Source organism: Ruminococcus sp. J1101004sp1_RTP21198st1_B9_RTP21198_201120 (genome assembly GCF_040924245.1).
Classification (GTDB): domain Bacteria; phylum Bacillota; class Clostridia; order Lachnospirales; family Lachnospiraceae; genus Blautia_A; species Blautia_A faecis.
The window spans coordinates 13431-39637 of sequence record NZ_JBCOMI010000017.1 but is presented as its reverse complement, the minus strand read 5'-3'; the positions used below and the strand labels follow the sequence as shown (position 1 = coordinate 39637).

Here is a 26207-nt window from a genome sequence, read left to right as displayed (position 1 = left end):
TATGTTCAGCTTTTCATACATAATTTACCTTTATATGCATCTTTTCTTTGTTTTATTATCTGTTATAATAGCCTTGGACTTTTAACAGCCATTCCAGAGCATGTAAAAAAATCCTTCCCGTAACGTGCACACCCCACTTTGCGGGAAATTTTGCCATCTGTTTTCGTCTTTGATAATAAGGATACTACAAAAGAAAGGAACCATTATGAACTACCAGATCACACAGTGGTGCGCCCACTTTATCTCAGAGCATGTAAAAGAGGGAGAGCTTTGCATTGATGCCACCATGGGTAACGGAAATGACACTCTGCTTCTTTCCCGTCTTTGTGGGGAAAAAGGGCATGTACTCGCTTTCGATATTCAGGAAATGGCACTTGCCAATACAAGAGAGCGGCTTGAAAAAGAAAATGCCCCTCACAATTATGAACTGTTTCTGGATTCCCACGTAAATATGGGAAAATACGCAGAGCCTGTGAGTGTAAGCTGCATTGTATTCAATTTCGGCTATCTGCCGAAGGGCGATCATACTCTTGCCACAAGGGCAGAATCCAGTATTCAGGCACTTACCGTATCCCTGTCCCTTTTGAAAAAGGGCGGGATCCTGATGCTGTGTATCTACAGCGGCGGAGATTCCGGGTTTGAGGAACGGGATGCACTGCTGAAATGGCTGAAGGTGCTGGATTCCAGGAAATTTCTGGTTATTAAAACAGAATATTACAACCGGCCTAATCATCCGCCTATGCCCGTACTTGTAGTCAAACTGTAACTTGTATACAAAAAGCAACAACTTTTTCCCATGTATTTACTCAAAAAACACCCCTTAGACAGACTACAATTATTTGTGTCTGCCAAAGGGGTGTTTTATCTTCGGTATTCTCAAACTGTACTTTATCAATCTATAATGGTAACGCTTGTCATCACCGGCTGCTCATCTGCAGAAATAGTTCCATTGTTATCTGTAGGCTTTGCAGCCTTGCAGATCTGGTCAACAATGTCCATGCCTTCTGTCACATGTCCGAAAGCGGCATACTGTCCATCCAGATAGGTACTGTCAGACTGTACGATAAAGAACTGGGAGCTTGCACTGTCCGGGTCTGAGGATCTTGCCATGGAGATCACACCTCTCTCATGGGAAATATCGTTCTTTACGCCATTCTCAGAAAACTCGCCCTTAATAGTCTCATCAGAGCCTCCTCTTCCGGTTCCTTCCGGATCTCCGCCCTGGATCATAAATCCATCAATAATACGGTGGAAAGTAAGTCCGTCATAGAAATGCTCCTGTGCCAGTTTCACAAAGTTGGTTACACTGATAGGTGCTGTGTCCGCATCCAGTTCCACCTTAATGGTGCCGTAGTCCTTCACCTCAATCTCTGCATGATGAAGACCGGTAAGAGGCTCTGAAGTATCCAGAACAGTGCTGGTATCGTCTGCTGTATCTGTATCTTCTCCATCCCCGGAACCGTCTGTAAAGCCGGAAACTTCTTCCTCCGTTCCTTCTGACTGGTCAGCACTTTCCTCTGTACTTTCCTCTTTTGTTTCTTCTGTGTCTTTATTTTCTTCTGTATTCTCCTTAGTATCTGCTGCTTCTGTGCTCTTGCTTTCCTCTTTCGTATCATCTGAACCACAGCCTGCCAGCATTCCTGCGGAAAGAGCTGCCACCATCAGCATTGCCAGAATTTTTCTTTTTTTCATGATTTTATGCCTCCAATTCTTGATGCCATCTTTTTCTATTATAACGAAAATCACGTAAAAAACAATTGTTTTCACAGATTGTTCAATTTCTTTTTCTTTGTCTTGCCACAGCTTGTATTGTCTGCTAAAATCAAGAAAGAATTTATCAGAAAGCGAGGTCTTTTTTATGGAAAAGATTACCAGTTTCACAATAGATCACATCAAACTTCAGCCAGGCGTTTACGTTTCCCGCAAGGATCCGGTTGGAAATAGTGTGATCACCACTTTTGACATCCGTATGACTTCCCCAAATGAGGAGCCTGTTATGAACACAGCAGAGCTTCACACCATTGAGCATCTTGCTGCTACTTTTCTTCGCAACCACAAGGAATTCGGACCGAAGATGATCTACTGGGGACCAATGGGCTGCCGTACCGGCAATTATCTGCTGCTGAACGGAGATTATGAATCTAAGGATATTGTTCCGCTTATGGTTGAAACCTTTGAGTTTATCCGTGATTTCGAGGGCGAGGTTCCTGGTGCTTCCCCGAAAGATTGTGGAAATTATCTGGATATGAACCTTGGAATGGCGAAATATCTGGCTAAGAAGTTCCTGGATGAAGTGCTGTATGATATCAAACCAGACAGACTGGTTTATCCGAAATAATTTGATTTGATATATTCAGAAATCTCCCTCTTACCATTTCATGGCAGGAGGGAATTTCTTTAGTACTCAAAAAACGCTATGCAAACGATAATATCATCCATTTACATAGCGTCTTTCATCTCATCATTTCATCGCTTAAATTTCCAGCCTGTCAGCCTGCGACAGCCTCATCAGCTGCAGCATCTGCGCTTCCTTCTGTAGCTGCCTGATCAGCAGTTCCATCTGCGGCTGCACCGTCAGCTGCCACTGCACTTACATAATCACCGGATACATAAGCAGTCTGTCCCTCATAGGAAACCTCAATCCAGCCATTGTCGCATACACCTGTACTTGTAAGCTGTGTACCGCTTGTTACACCTGCGATCCAGGTAGCATCTGCACTTGCATCTGCACGAAGGTTAATATCTGCATTCGCAACATATGTACCATCCTGCTTAGTTACATTCACACCGCTTGCAGTCTGCTCTACAACTGGTTCTGGAGTAGGCGTAACTTCTGGTGTAGGAGTTGCCTCAGGGGTTGGTGTTGGAATAGGGGTCGGGGTTGCCTGTATAACTGTAACGCTTGCTCCTGCACCTTCCTCAAATCCACATCCAGGGATGCAAAGCGCTGCGCCCAGAAGCAAAACGGCCAAACCTGCTTTTTTCATAATATAGTTCCTCCTTTACAAAGCAATGGTGCTTTGAATTGATTCATCTTCTTTTAAATAATATTACAAAAACAGACTCATTTCGCGAATCGTTACAATTAATATACAGTATTATTACAAATTATGCAACCCCTAAGTGTATCTTTGCAATAAAGCATATCCTTCAGATTCCCAGAACAGCAGATATCTTAATCTCCTTTTCCGTTTCACTGAGATCAAAGTCGCCGCCATCTTCCACAGTCATGTGTACCTCATACAGTACATCTTCGGATAATGTATCCGGTATTTCACCATCTTCTGTCTGGATATGCCATTTCTCTGCCGGAACTTCTTTCAAGGTACCATCTGTGCCATATGCATACAGCTTCAGAGAACCTGTTTCCCCAGAGATTCCTTTCATACGTATTGCAACGGTTGTATTCGGATGCACATTCTCAATTGTGATCGTATTCAGCCATCCTTCCACATCTCCCAGGCCACCATCTGCCGCAAATTTCTCCTGGCTTAACACATTGCGCATTGCCTGATCCAGATCAACCTTACGATAAGGCATTTCCGGCAGATAAACGAATCTGTCCTGAAGTCTCAGAAGTTCCAGATAACCGGTAGGACAATAAAGTGAATTTCCGCTGTTTCCGGCATACATTCCGATAGCCATGTTGTTGTACATAGGCTTGCTGGCAACATCCATGGAAAAAACAGTTTCACCGGTCTCAAAATCAAGTATAATATACTGCCACATACCGGTTTCCAGATTCTGTACATATCCGTAGATATATCCGGTTGCCGTAGATAATTTCATCATGGAAGTATCTGACAGATCACTTCTGCACCAGATACTCTTCATTTCGTATCCATCCTCAGTCTTAATCGTATCTACGCGTTCCACACCCGGCGTGATCATTTTATTTCCCTGTTTCAACCAATTTTCATCATAAATATTGGTATAACTCTGAATAGAAGAATCACTGTCCTCTTTTCCCAGGTTGGCACTTCCTGCACCAAACCAGTTACATACGATGGTACTTACGGTTCCTGCACCGTTATCATATACGATCGCAGAATTTTCAACAGCTACCTGGCTGCCCTCCGGAAGTTCATCGATCACAGGGAGATTTGCGACAACTTCTCCTGTTTTCATATCCAGGGCAAGAAGATTTACGGTCTCCTGATTATCGGTAAACATCACCAGATCTTTTGTAAGGGATGGAGAGCATCCGCTGCCCCAGGCAAGACCTCCGCCAGTTGTTTCATCCCCTTCTTTGCTTTCTTTCGCGCCAGCACTCTCGTAAGGAGTTTCCCAGATTTTCTTCACCCCATTGTCCGCCTGCAGCAGATAACAGTTCTGATTCGTCAGGATCACTGCTCCATCCTTGGATGCTGCAATTCCATTCTCTGCACCCTCTCCCGGAGCCAGCTCATATACGAAGACGGCATCTGACAGATCAGTTTCCTCTCCATTTAAAATGGCATCAATAGCTGTACGGGAAATATAGCCCATAGCACCCTGCTGTTTCCTGTCAGGGTAAATGCGGAATCCTCCGGTTGCAAACCAGAGATTTCCTTCATAGTCAAACACTACCGCAAGAAGATTCTGATCCAGTGTTTTTCCAAGTGCTGCCTCTGCCGCTGCTTTAATATCAATATCCAGCACTTTCTCAAATTCCGGAAGTACGTTTCCGTCTTCATCTGTTGCCTTCAGCATCAGCACATGGTTATTATTGGTCGGACACACCAGACGGTTACTCTCATCTACAAAGGAATAGGAGCTCTGGATCAGATATTCTCCATTGTCATGCTGTTTTGGAGAAAAATATCCCAGTGTCTGTGTTTCCTCTGCATTGATATCACGAATTGCCAGTCCACCAAGCAACGGAACCACTGCATGTCCATAAGAATCGAAAAAGATAGCAGGAGACGCATTTGCATTGGTTTTTTCATAAGAAACATTAATTTCTGAATAAATGCCTACCGGTAATACCTCGTCTGTGGAATCTGTATTGTAGCAGTCATGATGAATATTGGAATCACTTGCTGCCATATAAGGATTCTCGTCAATAACCTTCTGTGTAAGTGTCTTTATGGGCAGTTCTGATGTCTGACCTGTATTTTCCTCTGTCTGTATTTCTTCTGCCTGTGTTTCCTCTGCACGTACCATATTTATTGATGGTTCAGATGTTGCAGCAGCTATAAAAGTAATCATTGCAAGAATTAAAGCTCTTTTCTTCATATTGTTTTCCTCCAAAGTGTTTTTGTCATATTACATTGCTGCGTTCAAACCAAATGGAAAGTCCTTCTTTTATTTTTTGCTCTTCCACAGGTTTCATAAAAAAATATTCTATCCGCATCCTGAACGCATGAAGCGAAAAATCAAGATCACTGCACCAGATGATCCCACATTTGGGATATAAGGAACGAAGATGTTCTGCAGCATTCAGCCCGGACACACCAGGTAATGCAAGAAGCACCACTGCAGGTACTGTTTTTCGTGTCCACTCAAAAAATTGTTCCTGATCCTGATAAATTTCAATCAATGGAAAAACTTTCTTTTCTGTACAGTAATTCCTGATATATTCCGAACATTTCTGTCCTTCCTGTTTCTGATCAGTCAATATAGCAATACAATACACGACATCCCTCCTTTTCCATCTGATGTCTCCCATTTGTTATTCTCATTATAAAAAAGTCGAAAATTATTTCAATAATTCTGTCACGAAACGACAGAAAATGACACGAATTGTAAATCTATGGTATTTAGATAATTTTAAGTTTGGGGAATTGTCTGTCGGAGCGGACAGGGATTAATTTCTTTTTTTAGCAGTGGCATCACATCTATATTTTATATACTCAAAGAAAACAGACTGATCCACATATCTTCTGTAGAAGCCAGCCTGTTTTCTTATTGTTTTACAATGTGATCTTGTACGTGTTACAGGAACATTTTCCCATTCCATAACTTATACCCGCTCAAATACCACCGTCACCTGCCCGCCGCAGATCATTCCAAGACTGTCCTGGCCGTCTGCTGTTAAGGCATAGTGTTTTACTTCTTTTTCTTTTACTTCTTTACAATGACTGATGGCTTCGTACTCTACTTTGCCGCCGCCAATGCTGCCTGTAATGTGTCCGGACGGTTCTACGAACATTTTGCTTCCTACTCCTCTTGGAGAAGAGCCGGATTTCTCTGCGATGGTGACCATGACACCATGACGACCTTCCAGAACTGCTGTCTCTACTTTTTCATCACAGTAGGCGGAATAATGCTGATTTTTTACCTTAATGATCTCTGCCATAATGCTCACTGCAATTTCCTCCGGAAGCTGCCCGCCAAGAGGAATTCCAATCGGTGCATGGACTTCATCCAACTGCTTTTTTGTATAGCCTTCTTTCAAAAGATTTTCCCTGGTGATCCGTACTTTGTTTTTGCTGCCGATCATGCCAAGATATTCATAGGGACGATGGAGAAGCCTGCGAAGGCAGTCAGCATCACCAATGTGGCCTCTGGTAAGTATTACATAGTAGGCATTTTCATAAGGAGTAATATATTTGTCCAGTTCTTTGAAATCACCATAGACCAGCTGGTCTGCTTCCGGGAATCGCTCCTTTGTCACGAAATCTTCTCTGTCATCCATGATCGTTACATGAAAGCCAAGCATTTTTCCCAGATGGGCAGTTGGCTGTGATACGTGACCGCCGCCAAAGATCACAAGCCGCGGGTTCTTGCGGTAGTCTTCTACGAAAAGCCGGTGACCGTCTGCTTCTATTACTTTTGTCTCTTTCGTCTCACTCAGAATATTCAGATAATTATCCCATATGGAAGCATCTTCCGTTTTCTCGGGGATCAGCTGTACACCTGATTTTTTTTCAGCAACTTCACCACAGTTTTCTTCTCTAATAACCGTTTCCGGTTTCAAAATGCACTTCTTTCCCATATATGGTCCATCCAGAAAAATTCCAGTTTTTGCCCTGCCTTTTTCATCAAGAATCTGATAAATTTTATTATACATGATTTTTCACTCCATCCTGTCATATCAACTACCCAGCCCTTCCTGCCATCATTACCAGGCATTCTTTAATCAATCCCTTTTATTGTTACTGTTCACTCCGTGACCAGTAACACGCTTCGCGATGCACAGAAATCATGCATTCGCATGATTTCGCGCTGAGATTCTCGGGTTTTCTGTGAACTTTGTTCACAAAAAACACCTCGCGGAATGTTACCAGTGAACAATAACCTTTTATTAGCAAGAGGATGATGCAGCGGTTAAAATTTCATTGCACCTTTCATTCCTATATATTATAATACATCCGGAGGAATTTTCACAATGAAGAAAAAAAGAATTATGGCCAGTTTTCCCATTCGGATTCTGGCAGTCAGTATACCCGGCCTCCTTGCAGGCCTGTTTTTAAATGCCACAAGAACTATGGGGCTGACCTCCGGGGCTTTGAATCTGGTGGTTACAGCCCGTTATGTGCTAAGTCAGATAATCACCTTTCTGGCACCGCTGATCATTATCGGTCTTGTGGCATCTTCCATTATTTCCGTAAAAAAAGCTCCCACACCAGCCACCGCGCCAGTTGTCCGGATCACTTATTTTTCCATGCTTGGAGCCGCAGCTTTCGCATCCGTTCTTGGATATCTGATCATTCCAAGACTTCCGGTATCCACAGACAGTTTATCTTTCCGCTTCCTGCCGGATACCTTGTTTGAGCTTCCCATTCCAGCACCGGTTTCTGCACTGAGCGCGTTAGTACTTGCTATTTTGCTTGCCCTTGGTGCCTGCTGGACCAATGCAGTGCGAACCAAAGAGCTTTTGCAGGAGTTTCGGGGAATTACCCTTTCCCTGATGTCCAGAATTCTTCTTCCACTGTTACCTGCTTATATCGGGCTTTCTCTTTGTACACTGGCTTATCAGGGATATTTCATCAAGTATCTGCCACTGTTGCTTCTGGCACTTATTATTATAATTCCGGCTTATATGGTCTGGGTGTTGGTTCTGTATCATATTGCAGGATCTTATGCCGGAGAAAAGGCATGGGGAATTCTGAAAAATTATATACCGGTCTGTAAAATGGCTTTAAGAACCCATTCTTCCACAGCTGTGGAAAAATATTCACAGAAAGCAGCTGACAAATGTGTGCCGCTTGATTCCGAGCTTATCAAAGAGGCAATTCCTCTTTTTACCCAGATTCATCACTGTGGTTCTGTGCTTGCAGAGGTATTCTTCGCTATGATGATCTCCCGTATTCTGTACGGCTCTGTTCCTGCACCGGGAACTATGTTGATCTTCAGTATTTTGCTTGCCACCTGTTCCATTGGTACACCCGGGCTTCCATGGGGAACCGTAATGGTATCCCTGGGAACCCTGACCGGAATCCTGAAATTCGGAGATTCCGGTATGGCGCTGATGTTCGCTGTTTTTGCACTGAATGATGCTTTTGCAGCAGCATGTAATGCCACATGTGACGGAGCCGCTGCACTGTTTCTGACAGGATATGTAAAAAGACATGATTTTTCAAACAGGCTCTAGGCCAGCGGCTGTCTCAGCCCTCTCTTAATATAAGCTCCAAGTTTCTCCTGCACCAGTTTTCCTTCATCCACAGCAAGGTTTCCGCGAAGGAATACTTTATCAATATCTCCATGGACTTCAAAACCCTCATAGGGGTTGTTATCTGTATTATAGGCATGTGTTTTCGCAGAGATCACGTTCTCTTTTTCCGGATCAAATACTACAATGTCTGCGTCGCTGCCTTCGGCGATAGCTCCTTTGTTTGGATATACACCGTACAACTTAGCTGGATTTTCACACAGAAGCTGGCACATTTTCTCTATCGTAATTTTTCCGGCGCGCACGCCGTAAGTGTAGAGAAGAGTTCCCCTTGTCTGAACTCCCGGCAGGCCACCTGGAATCTTGGTAAAATCCGCTTTTCCCATTGCTTTCTGGGCAAGGGTAAAGCTGCACTGGTCTGTAGCTACAGTCTGGATATCTCCATCTGCCAGGGCTTTCCACAGGCATTCCTGATCCGCTTTCTTGCGGATTGGCGGAGCGCACACATATTTGGCACCTTCGAAATCAGGTTTGGAATAAACACTGTCGTCCAGAAGAAGATACTGAGGACAGGTCTCTGCAAATACGGTCTGGCCATTTTCCCGAGCGCGGATGATTTCTTCGTATGCCTTGCGGTTGGTCAAATGCACCACCATGACCGGAGCTCCTGCTTCCTTCGCAATTACAAGAAGACGGTGTACTGCCTCGGCTTCCATGGTATCCGGACGTACAAGAGGATGATTCTCCGGACCCAGTTTTCCCTGTGCTTTCGCTTCCTGGGTCAATGCGTCGATCACGCCTGCATTTTCACAATGTACGCCTGCGAAACAGCCTTTTTCATTTAAGGCCTTTATGATCTTATAAAGATCCTCGTCGTCTACGATCATTGCCGGGTAAGTCATATATAGCTTGAAGCTGGTAATGCCCTCATTAATCATATCCTGAATTTCTTTCTTTGTCTCCTCATTCCATTCCACAATGGACATGTGAAAAGAATAGTCACAGGAGCATTTGCCGTCAGCCTTTTTGTTCCACTTCTCAAGGCCCTCTTTCAGGGTATGTCCACCTTTATCCTGTGAAGCAAAATCAATAACCAGAGTGGTTCCGCCAAGGATTGCCGCTCTTGTTCCTGTCTCGAAATCATCTGCTGTTACAGTACCTGCGACCTCCAGGTCAAAATGGGTATGTCCGTCAATAAATCCCGGGAAAAGGAGCTTACCGGATACATCCACCACCTTGGCATCTGGCTGTGAAAGCTCCTCTCCTACTTTTATGATTTTTTCGCCTTCCACCAACACATCCTGTTTCCTTGTGCCTGCACCTGATATTACGGTTCCGTTTTTCAAAAGATATTTCATACAACAGATCCTCCCTTCACATTTCTATGGTTATCTGCAATTTCCAAACCAGTCCTGTATTTATTTTTCTTCCACATTGACTTGCATTTATACAAAATAACCAATTTTATTTACCTCATATCTTATTTTAATGTAAATATACCACATGTATTTTCCATCTTCAACAAAATAAATACGAATTTTTTTAAGCCTTCAATAATTTTTTTGTAAAATTGTCTTTTTATTTTTTTTCTGACATGCTATTATAAATATAGTAAGTCATTCGTTACTATCTGCAACATACGAATACAGGTTACTGTTCACTACGTTCACAGCGACCCGCTTCGCGATGCACAGAAATCATGCCTTGCATGATTTCGCGCCGACATTCTCGGGTTTTCTGTGAACTCTGTTCACAAAAAACACCTCGCGGAACGCTCCCAGTGAACAGTAATAAATACAGACAGGATGCCCGGATTCTATGCGGAGATTCCAGGCATCGACCCATGGCAGGATTTTCCTGCTTTTAATAAAAAAATCAAATCCAAAACAGGAGGGAACAAATATGGGAAGATTAACTGTCTTAGAGCAGATTGCGCAGGATATCGCAGCAGAATTCGGGACCGACTGCGAGGTCGTCATCCATGATCTGAAGACAAAAGAACCGGAACATTCCATTATCTATATTGTAAACGGACACGTAACCGGACGAAATGTAGGTGACGGTCCATCGGACGCAGTTTTCGACGGCATCCGCCAGAAAGGACGGGGAAGTGACTATGCTCCAGCCGACCACAATGGTTACCTGATGAAAACAGCAGACGGCAAGATTTTGAAGTGCAGTACTTCATATATAAAGGACGATGACGGCAGCCTTCACTATGTATTCGGCATCAACTACGACATCACCAAGCTGACCCTGATCAACAGTGCTCTTGATGATCTGATCACCCCGAAGAACAAAGAAGAGAAGCCGAAGCAGATCACTCACAGTGTCAACGATCTTCTGGATCGTCTCATCGAGGAATCCGTGAAGCTTGTAGGCAAGCCGGTAGCTCTCATGAATAAAGAGGATAAGGTAACTGCGATCCAGTTTCTTAATGATTCCGGAGCTTTCCTTATTACAAAGTCCGGAGATAAAGTAGCGAATTATTTTGGAATCTCTAAATATACGCTTTATAGTTATATTGATGTAAACAAGTAATATTATAATTATTTTTTTATATTTTATAACAAAAATAACATATTGGAAACATGTTATAAAAAAGCCATATAATACCGTCTCCTCATTACAGGATTTGGTTATTATATGGCTTATTTTATAAAACCAGTCAGAACACCCTCTGCCAGTTTTACCTGCTGTTCGTTAGAGCGTGTTTAAAAAGGCTTTCTGCAGTCTGCTACCTGCAGGCTGCGGCTACTCTTCCTCGCTTCCCAACTGGTGCGCTTCTTTATAAATTTCACAGGCGCCCTGATTTACACATCTTTTATAGGCACAGTCCATAAAGGTAAGTATCCTTTTCCCATCTTTTTCTTCATATTCACAGCACACTGTCTGACTGCCGTTACAGGTTCTGCAAAAACCTGAGATAAATTCTTCTGTTTCCATTTTATCATCCTCTCAGCTTATGCACAAAGATCCCGCTTCGCAGCTTCGGCTCAAACCAGGTGGATTTCGGCGGCATAAGCTTACTCTCATCTGCAATCTGCATCAGATCTTCCATAGAAGTAGGATAAAGCGCAAACGCAACGCCTCTGGTCTCATCTGCCATACCCTGAAGCTCTCTTAACTTATGACTTCCGCCTACAAACTTAATACGCTTGTCAGTCCTTGGATCACCAATGCCAAGAACCGGACCTAAAACCACATCCTGAAGAATCTGGGAATCCAGCTGACCAACCACATCTTTTCCCTCATAAAGCTCCGGCTTCGCTTTCAGAAGATACCAGAAACCATCAAGATACATACCAAAGCAATGCTTCTCCACTGGCTTTGCAGGAAAACCCGGAACAATCGTCATGTCAAAGTTTTCTTTAATTTTCTCAAGGACATCTTCCACGCTCTGCCCATTCAGGTCCCTCACCACACGATTATATGCCAGAATGGTAAGCTGGTCATATGGAAAAACAACGGAAAGAAAATAGTTAAACGCTTCTTCCCCTGTATAATCCGGATTCTCCTGGCGTCGCTTCAGCCCCACTTTCACAGCAGAGGCTGCTCTGTGATGTCCGTCTGCAATATAAAGTGCAGGGATCTTCTCAATCTCATCCTGGATCTGGCTAATCGCCTCATCCCCATCGATCACCCACACACGGTGTGTGATCTCGTCCTCTTCTGTAAAATCATAGGCGGCTTTGTGCTCTTTTTTCCACTGCTCAAGAAGAGCATTCAGCGCATCTGTATAACGGCAGGCAAGATAAATGGGGCCTGTGTTAGCATCACATACATCCACATGATTGATTCGGTCCAGCTCTTTATCTGATCGGGTAAGTTCATGCTTTTTCACCACATTATTCAGATAATCATCAATAGAAGCGCAGCCTGCAATTCCAGTCTGAACCTTCCCCTTGCGTACCAGTTCATATATGTAGTAGCATGGCTTATGGTCCTGAACCAGAACGCCAGTCTCCTCCATCTTATGCAAGTTCTCTTTCGCTTTCTGATAAACCTTCGCATCATAAAGGTCCGTCTCTGCCGGCAGATCCATCTCTGCTCTGTCTACATGGAGAAAAGAATCCGGATTCTCTTTCCCAATGGCTGCTGCCTCTTCTCTATTCACTACATCATAGGGAAGGGCAGCTACTGCTGCTGCCTTTCCCTCTGTAGGTCTAAGTGCTTTAAATGCACGAAATACTGCCATAAAATCTTGCTCCTTTCCCGTAGCGTGTTTGAAAAATCATTTCAGCAATCTGCACGCTCCATACATCCGGTTCAAAAGTATTTTCATTATTTTTCTTCGGCTTTTTTCAAATGCCATACCCTATATTTTACCACAATCAGAAGGCTCTTGCAATTAGACTAAATATTTTTTGAGAAAGCTAAATTTTTTTGTATTTTTCTATTGCAAATTGATTTATTTATGTTATTATACTTATAAGGAAAACAAAAATGTAGTTAAGATGTACTCTAATAACTAAAACCACGAAGGAGGTTTTCACCATGACAGACGGACTGAAATGGACGGTCAATCATGTTCCGGGATCTGATGATAAATTCCTGGACCTGATGTCCGAAGAAAACGTAACCAAAGCAAATGAATTCCACAAAAGTTTCCCCCAGTACTCCGTAACACCACTGCAGAAGCTTTCCGCTCTTGCTTCCTATCTTGGAGTAAAGGGCATCTACTGCAAAGATGAATCCTATCGTTTCGGATTAAACGCCTTTAAGGTTCTTGGAGGCTCTTATGCAATGGGACGTTACATAGCGAAGGAACTCGGCCGCGATATCAGCCAGCTTCCTTACAATGTTCTCTCTTCTGATAAATTAAGAGAAGAATTCGGACAGGCTACTTTCTTCACTGCTACAGATGGAAACCACGGTCGCGGCGTTGCATGGGCTGCTAAACGCCTTGGACAAAAAGCCGTAGTCAGAATGCCTAAAGGAACCACTAAGACACGTTTTGACAACATCGCCAAGGAAGGCGCCGAAGTAACCATCGAAGAAGTAAATTATGATGACTGCGTAAGAATGGCTGCCGCAGAAGCAGCTAAGACAGAACATGGCATCATCGTTCAGGATACTGCATGGGCCGGCTATGAGGAGATTCCATCCTGGATCATGCAGGGATACGGCACTCTGGTACTGGAAGCCGATAAACAGCTTAAGGAGAACGGTGTTGACCGCCCGACACACGTATTTGTACAGGCAGGTGTTGGTTCTCTGGCAGGTGCAGTTGTAGGGTATTTTGCCCACAAATATAAAGAAAATCCTCCGGTAATGGTTGTCTGCGAAGCAAGTGCTGCCGACTGCCTCTATCGCTCTGCTGTTCAGGCCGACGGCAATCTGGTAAATGTAACCGGTGATCTTCAGACCATTATGGCAGGTCTTGCATGCGGCGAGGGAAATACCATCGGATGGGACATCCTAAAGAATCATGTAACCGTCTTCGCATCCTGCCCAGACTGGATGAGTGCCAAGGCAACACGTATTTATGCCAATCCTCTTGAAAACGATCCACACATCATATCTGGTGAATCCGGTTCTGTTCCGCTGGGGCTTGCATATACAGCGCTTCATGACGAAGATGCCAAAGATCTGAAAGAGGCCCTGAAGCTGGATGAGAATTCCAACATTCTGGTAATCTCCACAGAAGGTGATACAGATCCTGTTCGTTACCGTGAGATCGTATGGGATGGCTTATACGGAACAAACGAATCATTAAGCGAATAATTTTTTATAACAATATGATACTTTTTTACAAAAAACGGAGGTAAAAAGTTATGGATTATAACAAAATCAAAGAAGCTGCACAGAATTATGAAGCAGATATGACCAAATTTCTTCGTGAACTGGTTCATTTTCCAGGCGAGAGCTGCGGCGAAAAAGATCATGTAATGCGTATTAAAGAAGAGATGGAGAAGCTTGGTTTTGATAAAGTCGTAGTGGATCCTATGGGAAATATTCTTGGTTACATGGGAACCGGAAGCACTCTGATTGGCTTTGATGCACATATTGATACTGTTGGTATCGGAAACAGAGACAACTGGGAATTTGATCCATACGAAGGTTTCGAAACTGAGACAGAGATCGGCGGACGTGGAACTTCTGATCAGATGGGTGGTATCGTATCTGCTGTTTACGGTGCTAAGATCATGAAAGATCTTGGTCTTCTTAATGACAAATATCAGGTTGTTGTTACAGGAACTGTTCAGGAAGAGGACTGCGATGGTCTTTGCTGGCAGTACATCATCAACGAAGATAAGGTTCGTCCGGAATTTGTTGTTTCCACAGAGCCTACAGATGGCGGCATCTATCGTGGACAGCGCGGACGTATGGAGATCCGTATTGATGTAAAAGGTGTTTCCTGCCATGGTTCCGCTCCTGAGCGTGGCGACAACGCGATCTATAAGATGGCTGACATCCTTCAGGATGTTCGTGCATTAAATGAAAATGATGCTGCAGATGAGACCGAGATCAAAGGTCTTGTAAAAATGCTGGATAAGAAATACAACCCGGAATGGGAAGAAGCAAACTTCCTTGGAAGAGGTACTGTTACTACTTCTGAGATTTTCTTCACATCCCCAAGCCGTTGTGCAGTTGCTGACTCCTGTGCCGTTTCCCTTGACCGTCGTATGACAGCAGGAGAGACCTGGGAGAGCTGCCTGGATGAGATCCGCGCACTTCCATCTGTCAAGAAGTATGGAGATGATGTTAAGGTTTCCATGTATGAGTACTCCCGTCCATCCTGGACAGAGCTGGTATATCCAATCGAGTGCTATTTCCCAACATGGGTAATCCCGAAGGATCACAAGGTTACTTCTGCTCTTGAGGAAGCTTACCACAATCTGTATGGCACAGAGCGTATGGGCAATGCTGAGACAGAAGCCATGAGAAAAGTCCGTCCTCTTACCGACAAGTGGACATTCTCTACCAACGGTGTTTCCATTATGGGACGTAACGGAATCCCATGTATCGGATTTGGACCTGGCGCAGAGGCACAGGCTCACGCTCCAAACGAGAAAACATGGAAAGATGATCTGGTAAGATGTGCAGCTGTTTACGCAGCGCTTCCTACTGCTTACTGTAAATAATCCGGAAATACCTGTTTATCAGAACTACAGAAACTGCAACTGTTCCGCACGTTCAGAGCTACACACCTTGCGTAACAGTACCTGTGAATCGTTATCAGAAATTATAAACTGCCATGAGGTTATACGTGTGCCCCAAACGCTTTTCCGCAAGCTGCACACCCTTGGAGCAGACAGCTGTTACAATGTGTCTGCTCCATACCTCCACTTTACACATAGTACTTTTCACAATTAACCAGTACAGCGAAAATTAAGTATCTGCGATATTGACCCAGTATTGAAAAATCAGACCAATCAATATAACGGTTCCTTAATATTCTCTGTACCAGATAAATTTTATTTATATAAGGAGAAAATTCATGAAAACATTACAGGATTACATCGACAAGCTTAACAGCCTTAACTTCAAAGAAATGTACAACAACGACTTCTTCTGGACATGGGATAAAACAGATGAGGAACTGGAGGCTGTTTTCACAGTTGCTGACGCTCTCCGCTTCATGAGAGAGCACAATATCTCCACGAAAGTATTCGAGAGTGGTCTTGGAATCTCCATTTTCCGTGACAACTCCACACGTACCCGTTTCTCCTTCGCTTCTGCCTGCAACCTTCTTGGACTTGAGGTACAGGATCTGGACGAGAAGAAATCCCAGATTGCACACGGTGAGACCGTTCGTGAGACAGCCAACATGGTATCTTTCATGGCTGATGTAATCGGTATCCGTGATGATATGTACATCGGTAAGGGACATACTTATCAGAAAGATTTTATGGATGCTGTAACAGAAGGAAATAAAGATGGCATTCTTGAGCAGAGACCTACTCTTGTAAACCTTCAGTGTGACGTTGATCATCCTACTCAGTGTATGGCAGATATGCTTCACATCATCCACGAATTCGGCGGTGTCGAGAATCTGAAAGGCAAAAAGCTTGCTATGACATGGGCTTACTCTCCTTCCTATGGTAAACCACTCTCCGTTCCACAGGGTGTCATCGGACTTATGACACGTTTCGGTATGGACGTTGTTCTGGCGCATCCGGAAGGATACGATGTAATGCCAGAGGTTGAGGAAATTGCTAAGAAAAATGCTGAGAAGTCCGGCGGTTCTTTCACAAAGACAAACAGCATGGAAGAAGCATTCAAAGATGCTGATATCGTTTATCCAAAGAGCTGGGCTCCATTTGCAGCAATGGAAAAACGTACCAATCTCTATGGTGAAGGCGACTTCGACGGAATCGATAAACTGGAGAAAGAGCTTCTTGCTCAGAACGCAGAGCACAAAGACTGGGCTTGCACAGAAGAACTTATGAAGACTACCAAGGACGGAAAAGCGCTTTACCTGCACTGTCTGCCAGCTGATATTACAGGCGTAAGCTGTGAGACCGGTGAGGTTGATGCAAGCGTATTTGACCGTTACCGTATCCCGCTTTATAAAGAAGCAAGCTTCAAACCATATGTAATTGCAGCAATGATCATGCTCTCCAAATTTGAAAACCCACAGGATATCCTGAAAAAACTGGAAGTAAAGGCTGCTCCGAGAATTATGGAATAATGCTTTTCAGGGGGCTGTAGGAATACAGCCCTTTTTTGTTCTCATTTTTGATGGTATTTCTTATACTTGATATATTTTTAGTATATCAAATGTTACTGTTCACTCCGCGACCAGTAACTATCAAATTGCTATTTTATAGATTGTTTACGATAATATTTATAGAAGTGGTTATATTAGAGTATCGCCCACACAGGCTTTCTGCGGAATATTAATCGCAATTCGCAGGAATGATTTTTTTTAACAAACTCTGGTTTACTCCTTCCTAAATATTTATCAGAGGAGGTTTTTATGATATATAAAAGAAAACGTATCGTGGTTGCCCTTGGCGGCAACGCACTTGGAAATACACTTCCAGAACAGATGATAGCAGTAAAATCTACTGCAAAGGCGCTCTGCGACCTTATTGAGGAAGGTCACCAGGTAGTTGTGGTTCACGGAAACGGACCACAGGTAGGTATGATCAACAACGCCATGACTGCGCTTACCCACGAAGATCAGGCACAGCCAAACACTCCGCTCTCTGTCTGTGTAGCTATGAGCCAGGCTTACATTGGCTATGACCTTCAGAACGCGCTCCGTGAAGAGCTTCGCAAACGTGGCTTCATGCGTACACCGGTTGTCACCGTTGTCACACAGGTTCGTGTAGATCCTGAGGATCCTGCATTTGAAAATCCAAGCAAACCAATTGGTAAATTCCTTACCAAGGAAGAAGCTGATTTCCAGGCAAAAGCCTACGGGCATGTTATGAAAGAAGACGCAGGCCGCGGCTACCGCCGTGTGGTTGCTTCTCCAAAGCCAGTGGAAATCGTAGAGCAGGATGCCATCAACAGCCTTGTAGATGCCAACAAGATCGTCATCTGCTGTGGCGGGGGCGGAATCCCGGTAACCTTAGAAGGCCACCATCTAAAAGGTGCTTCCGCAGTCATTGACAAAGATTTCGCAAGCTGCCTGCTTGCAAAGCAGCTGGATGCAGATATGCTGATCATTCTGACGGCTGTGGAAAAAGTTGCCGTTAATTTTGGCAAAGAAAATGAGAAATGGCTGGACGATCTTACTGTTTCCCAGGCCAGAAAATACATTGAAGAAGGCCAGTTTGCCGCTGGATCTATGCTGCCGAAGGTTCAGGCCTGCGTAGACTTTGCAAGCTCCGGCACCGGCCGTACAGCTATGATCACCCTGTTGGAAAAAGCCAAAGATGGTATTATGGGAAAGACGGGGACACAGATTCATTTGTAAGAAGTGTTTGGGACTGATAGAGTCACCAATAATAGAAATTTGACCTCAAAGTTCACTTAGATTATTTAGCAGGGTATGGTTTACACCATACCCTTTTTATACGCCAGAGCGTGTTTGAAAAATCATTTATGATGTTTCTCTTCCTCTTCTTCCACCAGTCGCGATGTTTCTTCTGATGGTGCTGAAATCACGGCTGCTGCCACGATTTCACAAGGCGGATTCTCTTTCACCGCATCTACCGCAGCCTTCACTGCGGCTACATCACCGCTTAAAAATACAGTTGCATGACCTCCGCACTTGGTATGCCAGGTACGGAATTCTACATCTGATGTTTTCAGCATCTGGTCAAGGACAACTACTGCATTGCAGCTTCCCAGAACCTCTACCAATCCTAATGCTCCATAAGACATCTTCTATTTCCTCCTGACATGTTCTATTTGTTAATGGTCATCTTAAGTGCTGTTTCCGTGTCTGCTGTGGGGGATGCAATTACCGTATGGGAAACGATTTTACCAAGGGGCTTCGCAGTCTCCAATGCCACTTCCATAGCTGCATTTACATCGGAAACACTGCCGCGCATTTTTACACAGGCTCCACTTTTCAGTCGGTTTCTCTCTACGCTCTGGATCTTTACATTTGCAGCCTTGGATGCTGCATCAAGAGCCACAAAGCAGGCTACCAGGTTATCCAGTTCAAACACCCCAACTGCCATGCCATCATAGTTATCTGCCATTTTATCCTCCTTGTAAGACGGGAAAATGGGGTACTGCTCACTCTGTTCACGTAAAACACCCACGGAACTCTTCTTGCAAGCAGAAATAAAAACACTTCTCCCGACTGCTTTCTTTTCCATTAGTATACCTTGTTTTTATCATAATTACAAGTAATTTCTGGCTGGAATCTCACACAAATTCACAAAATACAACAAAATCCCACATTTTATATTCAAATATCGTTTTCAACTGCTTCCGTGTATAAAAGATTCCATACTTTTGCTCATTTTTTCTGAAATGTCATATATTAGACAATAGCTTTTAAAGAGAGCGTTCTTTACAATTTAACATCCATATCAGTAAGTTCCTTCACATCATTCACCTTCAAAACAACCGTATCATCTCTATGTGCAGTTATCACAGCTTTACCACCTTTATCTCCGTTAATGGAGAGCAGGGAGTCGTAATATTTTTTTGTAAAAATGCAGGGGTTTCCAAGTTTTCCTTCGCAGGAGACACAGGCGATTCCTTTGCCTGATGTTTTTAGGAGGGTGATGAGCTGGCGAATTGTGGCGATGGTGAGCCAGGGCTGGTCGGAAACGGTAAAAAGGCAGGCATCAACGTCTAAGTTGGCTTTTAAGCCGATTTTCAGGGAGGAGGAGATTCCCTCGTCCGGATGAGGGTTGATGTATACGTTTACACCCAGGGATCTTGCGGCCTGCTCTATTTCTTCGTACTGGGTGACTACTGTTATTCTTTTATAACACTCTCTCTGTTTAAATAATTTCCCCTTTATTTCACCAAGAGGTGCAATTACTTTATTGCATTCTATATGTTCTTCTTTATAGCCTTCCTCATTCTGCTTTTCCAAATGTTCACCGCATTCCACTTTTTCAATACACTCTGTTTCTTCAAGCCATTCTGCCACGATCAGCAGTTTCTCCAGAATATGCCGGTACATAGGCTTCCCTTCGATCTCATATAAAAGCTTATTTCTTCCAAACCGACGGCTGTTTCCAGCTGCCAGCATAATCAATGCAATCTTCATAATTTTTCTGCCTCTCTTAAACTGCCATATGCGGCTATTGTGCCTTGCTTCGCCAGGTCTTCTACTATATGCTCTGCCGGAGAAGAATCGTGCAATACGTCTGCTTTATTTAAATATACACGGTAAACTTTATGGTCTACATTTTTATACAAACCGTGAACAGAGGTTGCTATTTTTTCTATGTCTTCTTCGGTAACAGGTGCTTCCAGATTTTTTTCAAGAAAAGAGCTGGTGTATTCGGCACGGTGGGCGGTCTCACAGATGGGTTTGCCAAGACAGTCCAGACCGATCACACTTACTACTACGTCTGCAAAATCAGGAATTGCCGGTTCCCAGTCAGCAGGAACCTTCAAGGGTTTTCGTTTCGCTCCGTCTGCTTCGATCAGCATAACATCACAAAAAGGAACCAGTTTCTTCAATGCTGTTTCCTCTATGGCACACATTTTTCCAGAAGTTTCTTCAATATCGGCAACTGCTGCAAAACCGTGTTCTTTCAATATTTCCGAGACTTGCTCAAGATCAGTACTCTTTACCAGAGGCAGCATGGGATCATATGCCATATGGGTAGTTGTGGAAATAATCACTTTTTTACCCAAAGCCTGTAATTCTTCATTCAGACGGTAAATCAGACTTGTCTTTCCACCACCACCGACTACAGCGATCACTGGGTATTTCTCTATATCAAGTTTTAATAAGTCCAGAAAATAACCGTATCTTTTCATCCTGACCTCCTTCACGCCAATTATTTTCATGCAATGATTCTTTGCCTGACTTCGTAACCTTAAAAAACAATTCTATAAAAAGTACATAGGCTTCATAACATTCCCCAAGCCAAAACATGTTAATAAATGCAATGTGACCAAACAGGATCTAGAGCGTATTTGGCAATACACCCTCACTGAGCAAAATCTCCACCACACTTCCAGCAATACATCTGGCCTTATCCGAAATGGTAAAGCAGTTCTTCTTCTCCTCTTTTCTGGGATCAATATCGGCGATTTTCATTCCAACAGGAACATTGTAGCCTTCCTTTATAATTCCCCTTAATACGCCTGTTATAGAGGCTTCTACAGGGGTTTCTCCCACGTAGGCAAGAATCTGTCCTTTCTCTACAATATCGGCAATATGGGCCATATTATGGATTCTGCCGACACCCGGGGAGTGGATCACACGTTCTTTACTGACACCGCCTACCATTCCGGGGACACCCGTATTTGGAATTGCCGGACCCTCAGTAATGATTCTGGCAAGATCGTGACCTCGCATGGTTTCCACAACGTAATCCACGTCTTCCCCGGCAAAAAAGCCTGGTCCCAGACCAATGGTAAGAGGTGCCATATTTCTTGAAGTTCCAAGATTTCTCTTTGCAAGAATTGCATCTACCAGAGCAGCTACCTTGCCTTGCGCAGAAAGTTCAATCATACAATCGCCTGCCGGATCGACCATAAGTGGAATTTCCCCTGCTTGCCAGACTTGCTCGCATTCTTCCAGAGAATCTATTCTTCTGCAAAGAATCCCTTCTACTGCTGCTGTCCCATCATACACAGCTTCGCAAAACGCTACCTTTCTGCGGATCGCACTTGGTTTTTCACATTCTAAGATCAGTACACGATAGCCACAGCGATGCAGTCTGTGGATCACGCCGCTTGCCAGGTCTCCGCCGCCGCGGACTATTATACACTTGTCACTCATATTTTTTTCCTGCCCATTTTTAATATTTTAGAAAAGGCGGGGAAGTCCCCGCCCTCTGATATTTTTGTATTATAACAATATTGCTACATGCTAATCGTTTTTTCATTTGATTTAATCAATTTCATAACAATATTGTGTTGCAATTAATATTATAACACTTTTCCCATTTACAGTATAGTATAAAATACATTTTTAATATAGAACCCACAAACAGTAGATTACTGTTCACTCCGTTCACAGCAACATGCTTCACGATGCACAGAAATCATGCATTCGCATGATTTCTGTGCCGCACTTCTCGGGTTTTCTGTGAACTACGTTCACAAAAAACAGCACGCGGAATGCCACCAGTAAACAGTAACAACAGCACTTAAATTATTTACCCTCAGCTGTCATATTCTCCTTATTCACCTTCTCCACTGCATTCACAATATTCTCATACCCTGTACAGCGGCAAAGATTTCCTGCCATATGCTTGCGGATGGCATCTCTCGTAAGCTTCTCGCCCCGCTCAAGAAGCACTGTGGCAGACATAACAAAGCCTGGTGTGCAGAATCCGCACTGGATAGCGCCTTCCTCAATAAAAGCTTCCTGAATCCTGGTAAGTTCGCCGTTTTTCTCAAGACCTTCCAGGGTGCGGATATTCTTTCCCTCAGCCCAGACTGCCAGATAAATACAGGAGTCAATGGTCTCGCCGTCAATGATCACAGTGCAGGCACCGCATTCACCTACTTCACAGCCTTTCTTCACAGAGGTAAGCCCAAGGCGGTTTCGCAGCATGTCAAGAAGGGATTCTCTCACATCCACATACTCAGCTACCTCTTTTCCGTTTACGATACACTGTACCAGCCGCATATCCTTTTTCATGACTGCTCACCTCCTGTTACATTCTCCGCATCAGATGAAGGATAAATTTTTCCATTTGAACTTATATTTTCGCCTGAAGTTGTCCGGACATCCGGCACTACAACTCCCGTCACCATTCCCCTGCGAACACTCTCCTTCAGCGCGCGTTTCGCGATTTCTCCGCCAATCTGCAGTCGGAACGCCTTAGAAGCACGCCAGGAATCTCTGGGATTGATTTCTTCCCTTACCAGCTCTTCCACCTTCTGGTAAAGCTCCTCGCCAATTTTCATGCCCCTCAGCGCCTCTTCCGTCTTCTCACACCGATACGGCACGGGTGCAGCTACACCAAAGGTGATCCTTACATCCTCTAGAACCTTTTTCAGAGGATTGATTCTGCTGACTACACTACAGCTCAGGGTCGCAATATCCATTGCATTTCGCATGGAATACTTAATATAAAATCCATGATATCCCTGATAATCCTTCCCAGGGATCACAATGTGGGTGAGCACATCTCCCTGATGCAGATCCACCTTACCAGGTCCCAGATAAAAATCCCTGATGGGAACCATCCGTCCACCAGTTCCATCTGCGATCCGCAACATGGCATTCAGTGAAAAAAGTGTAGGTGCACTGTCCGCACTGACCGCACCATTACAGACATTTCCGCCAATAGTACCAATATTGCGGACTTGGGGTCCACCAACCTGATCTACTGCTTCCCCCAGAACCGGAATCAGCTTCTGAATCACCGGATCATTGGTCACATGGGAAAAAGTAGTTCCTGCACCAATATAAATATCACCAGAATCCATCAGCCGGATTCCCTTGATTTCCTTAATATCACGAATGCTCACTAATGATGTACCGGCCATTTTGCCCTCACGGATCTTGATCAGCACATCACTTCCCCCGGAAATCACCCTTGCATCCGGATGCTCCTTCAGAAGAGTTACCGCTTCCTTAATGGTCTCTGCATTATAATAATTTTCAATATCGTACATTCCTCATGCCCCCTTTCTCAGATCAGTCCGGCCTTTGTAAAACCGTCTATCAGTCTTTGCGGTGTCAGAGGAATCTCAGAAAAGCCGATGCCAGTTGCATGAAGCACAGCATTCCGGATGGCCGGTGCACTTGGAATTGCAGGAGGCTCGCCAAGGGCTTTATTTCCATATGGTCCCATTGGATCGTTCAGTTCTACAAACTCAGCGGTCAGATCCGGAGTATCCATCATTGTCATCATTTTATAATCCAGCAAAGTCCCATTTAATGGTCTTCCTGTTTTCTCATCAATAAGAAGCTGCTCAGAAACTCCATAACCGATTCCCATAAACATGCCGCCATGAACCTGCATTGCTGCAAGCTGCGGATTCAAAAGGGTTCCACTGTCATGAACATTCACAATATCCAGAACCTTGATCTTGCCAAGTTTCATATCTACTTCTACTTCCGCAAAACAACAGCCGCTGGCAACTGTATTCTTCTTCACCTGTCTGGAAACCTCTGCTGTAAGGACAGAAGAATTACTCAGACTGTAATAGCTCTCCATAGCCAGATCCTCAAGGGAAATCGCAGGCTTGCCATCTGCCAGAATATAGCCATCCTCCAGTTCCAGCCGGTCCACATTACCTGGGACCAGTGTTCTGGCATATTCTAAGATCTTCTGCTTCAGCTGCTGCGCACATTCCTTCACAGCTGTACCGGTGACAAAGGACTGTCTGGAAGCATACGCACCTGTATCAAAAGGCGTCACATCTGTATCCTGCTGGGTTACAATATGTACCCTGGAAATATCCATATGTAAGGTCTCTGCTGCCATCTGGGAAAATACAGTATCCGCGCCCTGTCCAATCTCTGTAGCACCAACCTGCAGCTGTACACTTCCATCCTGATTCAGAGACAGCCTTGCACCTGCAATCTCCAGAGAAATTGGCCATACACCAGTCTTATAGGAAAACAGTGCCATACCAACTCCACGCCGGATATCGCCAGTCTGGTTCTGATATGCTTTCCGTTTCTCATCCCAGTGAATATACTCTGCTCCTTTTTCCAGGCACTCAAAAATACCGTTGGTATTCGCTGCGATTGGCTTCAGATAGGCATCTTCATAATAGCCATGGATCAGATTTTTTCTGCGGAATTCCAGCGGATCCATACCGATTTCATAAGCAATATCATCCATAAAGCTCTCCGTAGCAAAGCAAACCTGAGGAATACCATATCCTCTCATCGCCCCTGCTGTAGGACAGTTGGTATAGACGGTATAAGCTTCCCCTCGGATATTTGGGCATGCATACTGAAGTCTGCTGGCCGTCAGACCATTGGCTGCTATGGCATGTCCATGGGATGCATAAGCTCCCTGATTGGAATAGGTAGTCATCTCTTTTGCAAGAAGATGTCCTTCTTCATCCACGCCTGCTTCCATGTCATATTCAATGGAGTGACGGGTTCTGGTATTGGTAAAGGTCTCCTCGCGTGTAAGCTCAATCTTCACAGGACGACCGCCCACCTGCATGGTGAGAAATGCATTCAGAGGTTCATAAAGCACCTCCTGCTTGTTGCCGAAACCACCGCCTACATAAGGCTTGATCACACGTACCTGCCCCCAGGGGATTCCAAGTGCCTGGCCAACAATACGGCGAACAATATGGGGAATCTGTGTGGAAGAAACCACCACGACCCTGCCCTTTTCCATATAGGCGTAAGAAATATTATTCTCAATATGGCAGTGCTGGACAATAGGTGTCTTATAGCTTCTTTTCAGCTTCACGGCAGCCTTCTCCATTGCGCTGTCCACATCTCCGATCGCAAAGCTGGATCTTGCCAGAATGTTATCTTTCTTGTCAAGATGAATGGGATGCTCCGTTCCACGCATGGAAATCTTCGGGCTCACGACCACCGGATATTCCTCATATTCTACTTTGATCAGCTTCAATGCCCTGGAAGCTGTCACTTCATCCTCAGCTACTACAGCTGCAATATCATCGCCATAATACCGTACTCGTCCGGTGAGCAGATTACGATCTGCCACATCCTGATGAGCAAGCTCCACGGACCAGGGATGTCCTGGGGTGGGATAACAATGATTCGGTACGTCCTTAAAGGTAACTACCTTTACTACGCCGTCCAGAGCCTCTGCTTCGCTGGTATCAATGGATTTTACCACGCCGTTTCCGATCTTTGCATGATAAACCCTGGCTACCAGACACTTATTCAGAATCAGGTCATCTGTAAATTTCGCACGTCCTGTCACTTTCTCATAAGCGTCTACTCTTGGAACACTCTTTCCAATCATATGCTTCACCTTCTTTATATTTTTTGCAGCGGATGCCTCCAATCCGCCCTTTACCCCCTCATAAAGGAATGGCCGACGCCGTTCAAAAAACAAGTTTACGGTTCTTCTTTGAACTGATCGTCGGCCCCTTATGCTTCTTCTCTTTCCGTCTCAACCTAAAAAATATTGTACAAAATATTCTTTCAATGCAAAATTATTGTATC

24 protein-coding genes and 1 pseudogene are annotated in these 26207 nt (G+C 44.2%); 8 read left to right on the top strand and 17 right to left on the bottom strand.

All coding sequences use genetic code 11. The features are described from left to right. Positions 1 to 205 precede the first annotated feature (205 nt). Positions 206 to 766 (top strand): class I SAM-dependent methyltransferase, encoded by a 561-nt coding sequence (locus tag AB5618_RS12715; protein WP_179962554.1) that lies wholly within the window; start codon positions 206 to 208, stop codon positions 764 to 766. Between the two features lie 125 nt (positions 767 to 891). Here AB5618_RS12715 and AB5618_RS12710 read toward each other — a convergent pair whose 3' ends face one another. Then, a complete protein-coding gene (locus tag AB5618_RS12710) occupies positions 892 to 1692 on the bottom strand; it encodes a peptidylprolyl isomerase (RefSeq protein ID WP_173771985.1) in 801 nt (266 codons plus the stop codon). Between the two features lie 166 nt (positions 1693 to 1858). Here AB5618_RS12710 and AB5618_RS12705 point away from each other — a divergent pair, with 166 nt between their 5' ends. Then, complete coding sequence (locus tag AB5618_RS12705) at positions 1859 to 2338, top strand: S-ribosylhomocysteine lyase (RefSeq protein WP_173769671.1); 480 nt, start codon at positions 1859 to 1861, stop codon at positions 2336 to 2338. A gap of 151 nt (positions 2339 to 2489) precedes the next feature. Here the strand turns inward: AB5618_RS12705 and AB5618_RS12700 are convergent, their stop codons facing one another. The 4 genes from AB5618_RS12700 to AB5618_RS12685 form a co-directional block, all read right to left on the bottom strand. Then, positions 2490 to 2987: an SH3 domain-containing protein gene (locus AB5618_RS12700; protein ID WP_173716590.1), complete on the bottom strand. Its 498-nt coding sequence runs from the start codon at positions 2985 to 2987 to the stop codon at positions 2490 to 2492. Positions 2988 to 3150: 163 nt separating this feature from the next. Then, on the bottom strand, positions 3151 to 5217 hold the full coding sequence (locus AB5618_RS12695; RefSeq protein ID WP_173771984.1) for a hypothetical protein: 2067 nt from the start codon (positions 5215 to 5217) through the stop codon (positions 3151 to 3153). A 25-nt stretch (positions 5218 to 5242) separates the two neighbouring features. Next, the gene (locus AB5618_RS12690; RefSeq protein ID WP_173771983.1) at positions 5243 to 5617 is read right to left on the bottom strand and encodes a response regulator; all 375 of its coding nucleotides are present in this window, start codon (positions 5615 to 5617) and stop codon (positions 5243 to 5245) included. A gap of 327 nt (positions 5618 to 5944) precedes the next feature. Then, positions 5945 to 6994, bottom strand: a complete 1050-nt coding sequence (locus AB5618_RS12685) for an XdhC/CoxI family protein (RefSeq protein WP_173771982.1) — start codon at positions 6992 to 6994, stop codon at positions 5945 to 5947. A 318-nt stretch (positions 6995 to 7312) separates the two neighbouring features. Between AB5618_RS12685 and AB5618_RS12680 the strand changes: the two genes are divergently transcribed. Continuing rightward, positions 7313 to 8518 (top strand): cation:dicarboxylase symporter family transporter, encoded by a 1206-nt coding sequence (locus tag AB5618_RS12680; protein WP_173771981.1) that lies wholly within the window; start codon positions 7313 to 7315, stop codon positions 8516 to 8518. On the opposite strand, the gene hydA is transcribed toward AB5618_RS12680, so the two are convergent. Beyond that, complete coding sequence (gene hydA, locus AB5618_RS12675) at positions 8515 to 9894, bottom strand: dihydropyrimidinase (protein ID WP_195391945.1); 1380 nt, start codon at positions 9892 to 9894, stop codon at positions 8515 to 8517. The genes AB5618_RS12680 and hydA overlap by 4 nt on opposite strands. 544 nt (positions 9895 to 10438) lie before the next feature. Between hydA and AB5618_RS12670 the strand changes: the two genes are divergently transcribed. Then, complete coding sequence (locus AB5618_RS12670) at positions 10439 to 11077, top strand: transcriptional regulator (protein WP_148463365.1); 639 nt, start codon at positions 10439 to 10441, stop codon at positions 11075 to 11077. Between the two features lie 213 nt (positions 11078 to 11290). Here the strand turns inward: AB5618_RS12670 and AB5618_RS12665 are convergent, their stop codons facing one another. The 3 genes and pseudogenes from AB5618_RS12665 to AB5618_RS12655 all read right to left on the bottom strand — a co-directional run. Beyond that, a complete protein-coding gene (locus tag AB5618_RS12665) occupies positions 11291 to 11482 on the bottom strand; it encodes a hypothetical protein (RefSeq protein WP_118583384.1) in 192 nt (63 codons plus the stop codon). 4 nt (positions 11483 to 11486) lie between these two features. After that, positions 11487 to 12734: a DUF1015 domain-containing protein gene (locus AB5618_RS12660; protein ID WP_368366808.1), complete on the bottom strand. Its 1248-nt coding sequence runs from the start codon at positions 12732 to 12734 to the stop codon at positions 11487 to 11489. Beyond that, positions 12712 to 12795, bottom strand: a pseudogene (locus AB5618_RS12655) (DUF6783 domain-containing protein); the annotation flags it as partial. The gene AB5618_RS12660 and the pseudogene AB5618_RS12655, both read right to left, overlap by 23 nt. A 238-nt stretch (positions 12796 to 13033) precedes the next feature. Here AB5618_RS12655 and dpaL point away from each other — a divergent pair. From dpaL to arcC, 4 genes are all read left to right on the top strand, one after another. Then, entirely contained in the window at positions 13034 to 14263 is a 1230-nt protein-coding gene (dpaL, locus tag AB5618_RS12650; RefSeq protein ID WP_368366807.1) for a diaminopropionate ammonia-lyase, read from the top strand. A gap of 50 nt (positions 14264 to 14313) precedes the next feature. Then, a complete protein-coding gene (locus AB5618_RS12645) occupies positions 14314 to 15624 on the top strand; it encodes a YgeY family selenium metabolism-linked hydrolase (protein ID WP_368366806.1) in 1311 nt (436 codons plus the stop codon). A 356-nt stretch (positions 15625 to 15980) separates the two neighbouring features. Beyond that, complete coding sequence (gene ygeW, locus AB5618_RS12640; RefSeq protein WP_118583376.1) at positions 15981 to 17174, top strand: knotted carbamoyltransferase YgeW; 1194 nt, start codon at positions 15981 to 15983, stop codon at positions 17172 to 17174. Positions 17175 to 17462: 288 nt separating this feature from the next. After that, positions 17463 to 18410 carry a carbamate kinase gene (gene arcC, locus AB5618_RS12635; RefSeq protein ID WP_179988296.1) on the top strand — a complete coding sequence of 316 codons (948 nt, stop codon included), beginning with the start codon at positions 17463 to 17465 and terminating at the stop codon, positions 18408 to 18410. A gap of 122 nt (positions 18411 to 18532) precedes the next feature. Here arcC and AB5618_RS12630 read toward each other — a convergent pair whose 3' ends face one another. The 8 genes from AB5618_RS12630 to xdhA form a co-directional block, all read right to left on the bottom strand. Next, positions 18533 to 18820: a BMC domain-containing protein gene (locus AB5618_RS12630; protein WP_148463361.1), complete on the bottom strand. Its 288-nt coding sequence runs from the start codon at positions 18818 to 18820 to the stop codon at positions 18533 to 18535. Positions 18821 to 18843: 23 nt separating this feature from the next. Further along, the gene (locus AB5618_RS12625) at positions 18844 to 19143 is read right to left on the bottom strand and encodes a BMC domain-containing protein (RefSeq protein ID WP_118583374.1); all 300 of its coding nucleotides are present in this window, start codon (positions 19141 to 19143) and stop codon (positions 18844 to 18846) included. A gap of 317 nt (positions 19144 to 19460) precedes the next feature. Beyond that, positions 19461 to 20171, bottom strand: a complete 711-nt coding sequence (locus AB5618_RS12620; RefSeq protein ID WP_148463360.1) for an NTP transferase domain-containing protein — start codon at positions 20169 to 20171, stop codon at positions 19461 to 19463. After that, positions 20168 to 20893, bottom strand: a complete 726-nt coding sequence (gene yqeC, locus AB5618_RS12615; protein ID WP_148463359.1) for a selenium cofactor biosynthesis protein YqeC — start codon at positions 20891 to 20893, stop codon at positions 20168 to 20170. The genes AB5618_RS12620 and yqeC overlap by 4 nt, the downstream gene beginning before the upstream one ends. A 148-nt stretch (positions 20894 to 21041) precedes the next feature. Further along, positions 21042 to 21863 (bottom strand): selenium-dependent molybdenum cofactor biosynthesis protein YqeB, encoded by an 822-nt coding sequence (yqeB, locus tag AB5618_RS12610; RefSeq protein WP_148463358.1) that lies wholly within the window; start codon positions 21861 to 21863, stop codon positions 21042 to 21044. A 375-nt stretch (positions 21864 to 22238) separates the two neighbouring features. Continuing rightward, on the bottom strand, positions 22239 to 22730 hold the full coding sequence (gene xdhC / locus AB5618_RS12605; RefSeq protein ID WP_148463357.1) for a xanthine dehydrogenase subunit XdhC: 492 nt from the start codon (positions 22728 to 22730) through the stop codon (positions 22239 to 22241). Continuing rightward, positions 22727 to 23713 carry a xanthine dehydrogenase subunit XdhB gene (gene xdhB / locus AB5618_RS12600; RefSeq protein ID WP_148463356.1) on the bottom strand — a complete coding sequence of 329 codons (987 nt, stop codon included), beginning with the start codon at positions 23711 to 23713 and terminating at the stop codon, positions 22727 to 22729. The genes xdhC and xdhB overlap by 4 nt, the downstream gene beginning before the upstream one ends. A 17-nt stretch (positions 23714 to 23730) precedes the next feature. After that, positions 23731 to 26004: a xanthine dehydrogenase subunit XdhA gene (gene xdhA / locus AB5618_RS12595; protein WP_173716600.1), complete on the bottom strand. Its 2274-nt coding sequence runs from the start codon at positions 26002 to 26004 to the stop codon at positions 23731 to 23733. Positions 26005 to 26207 lie beyond the last annotated feature (203 nt).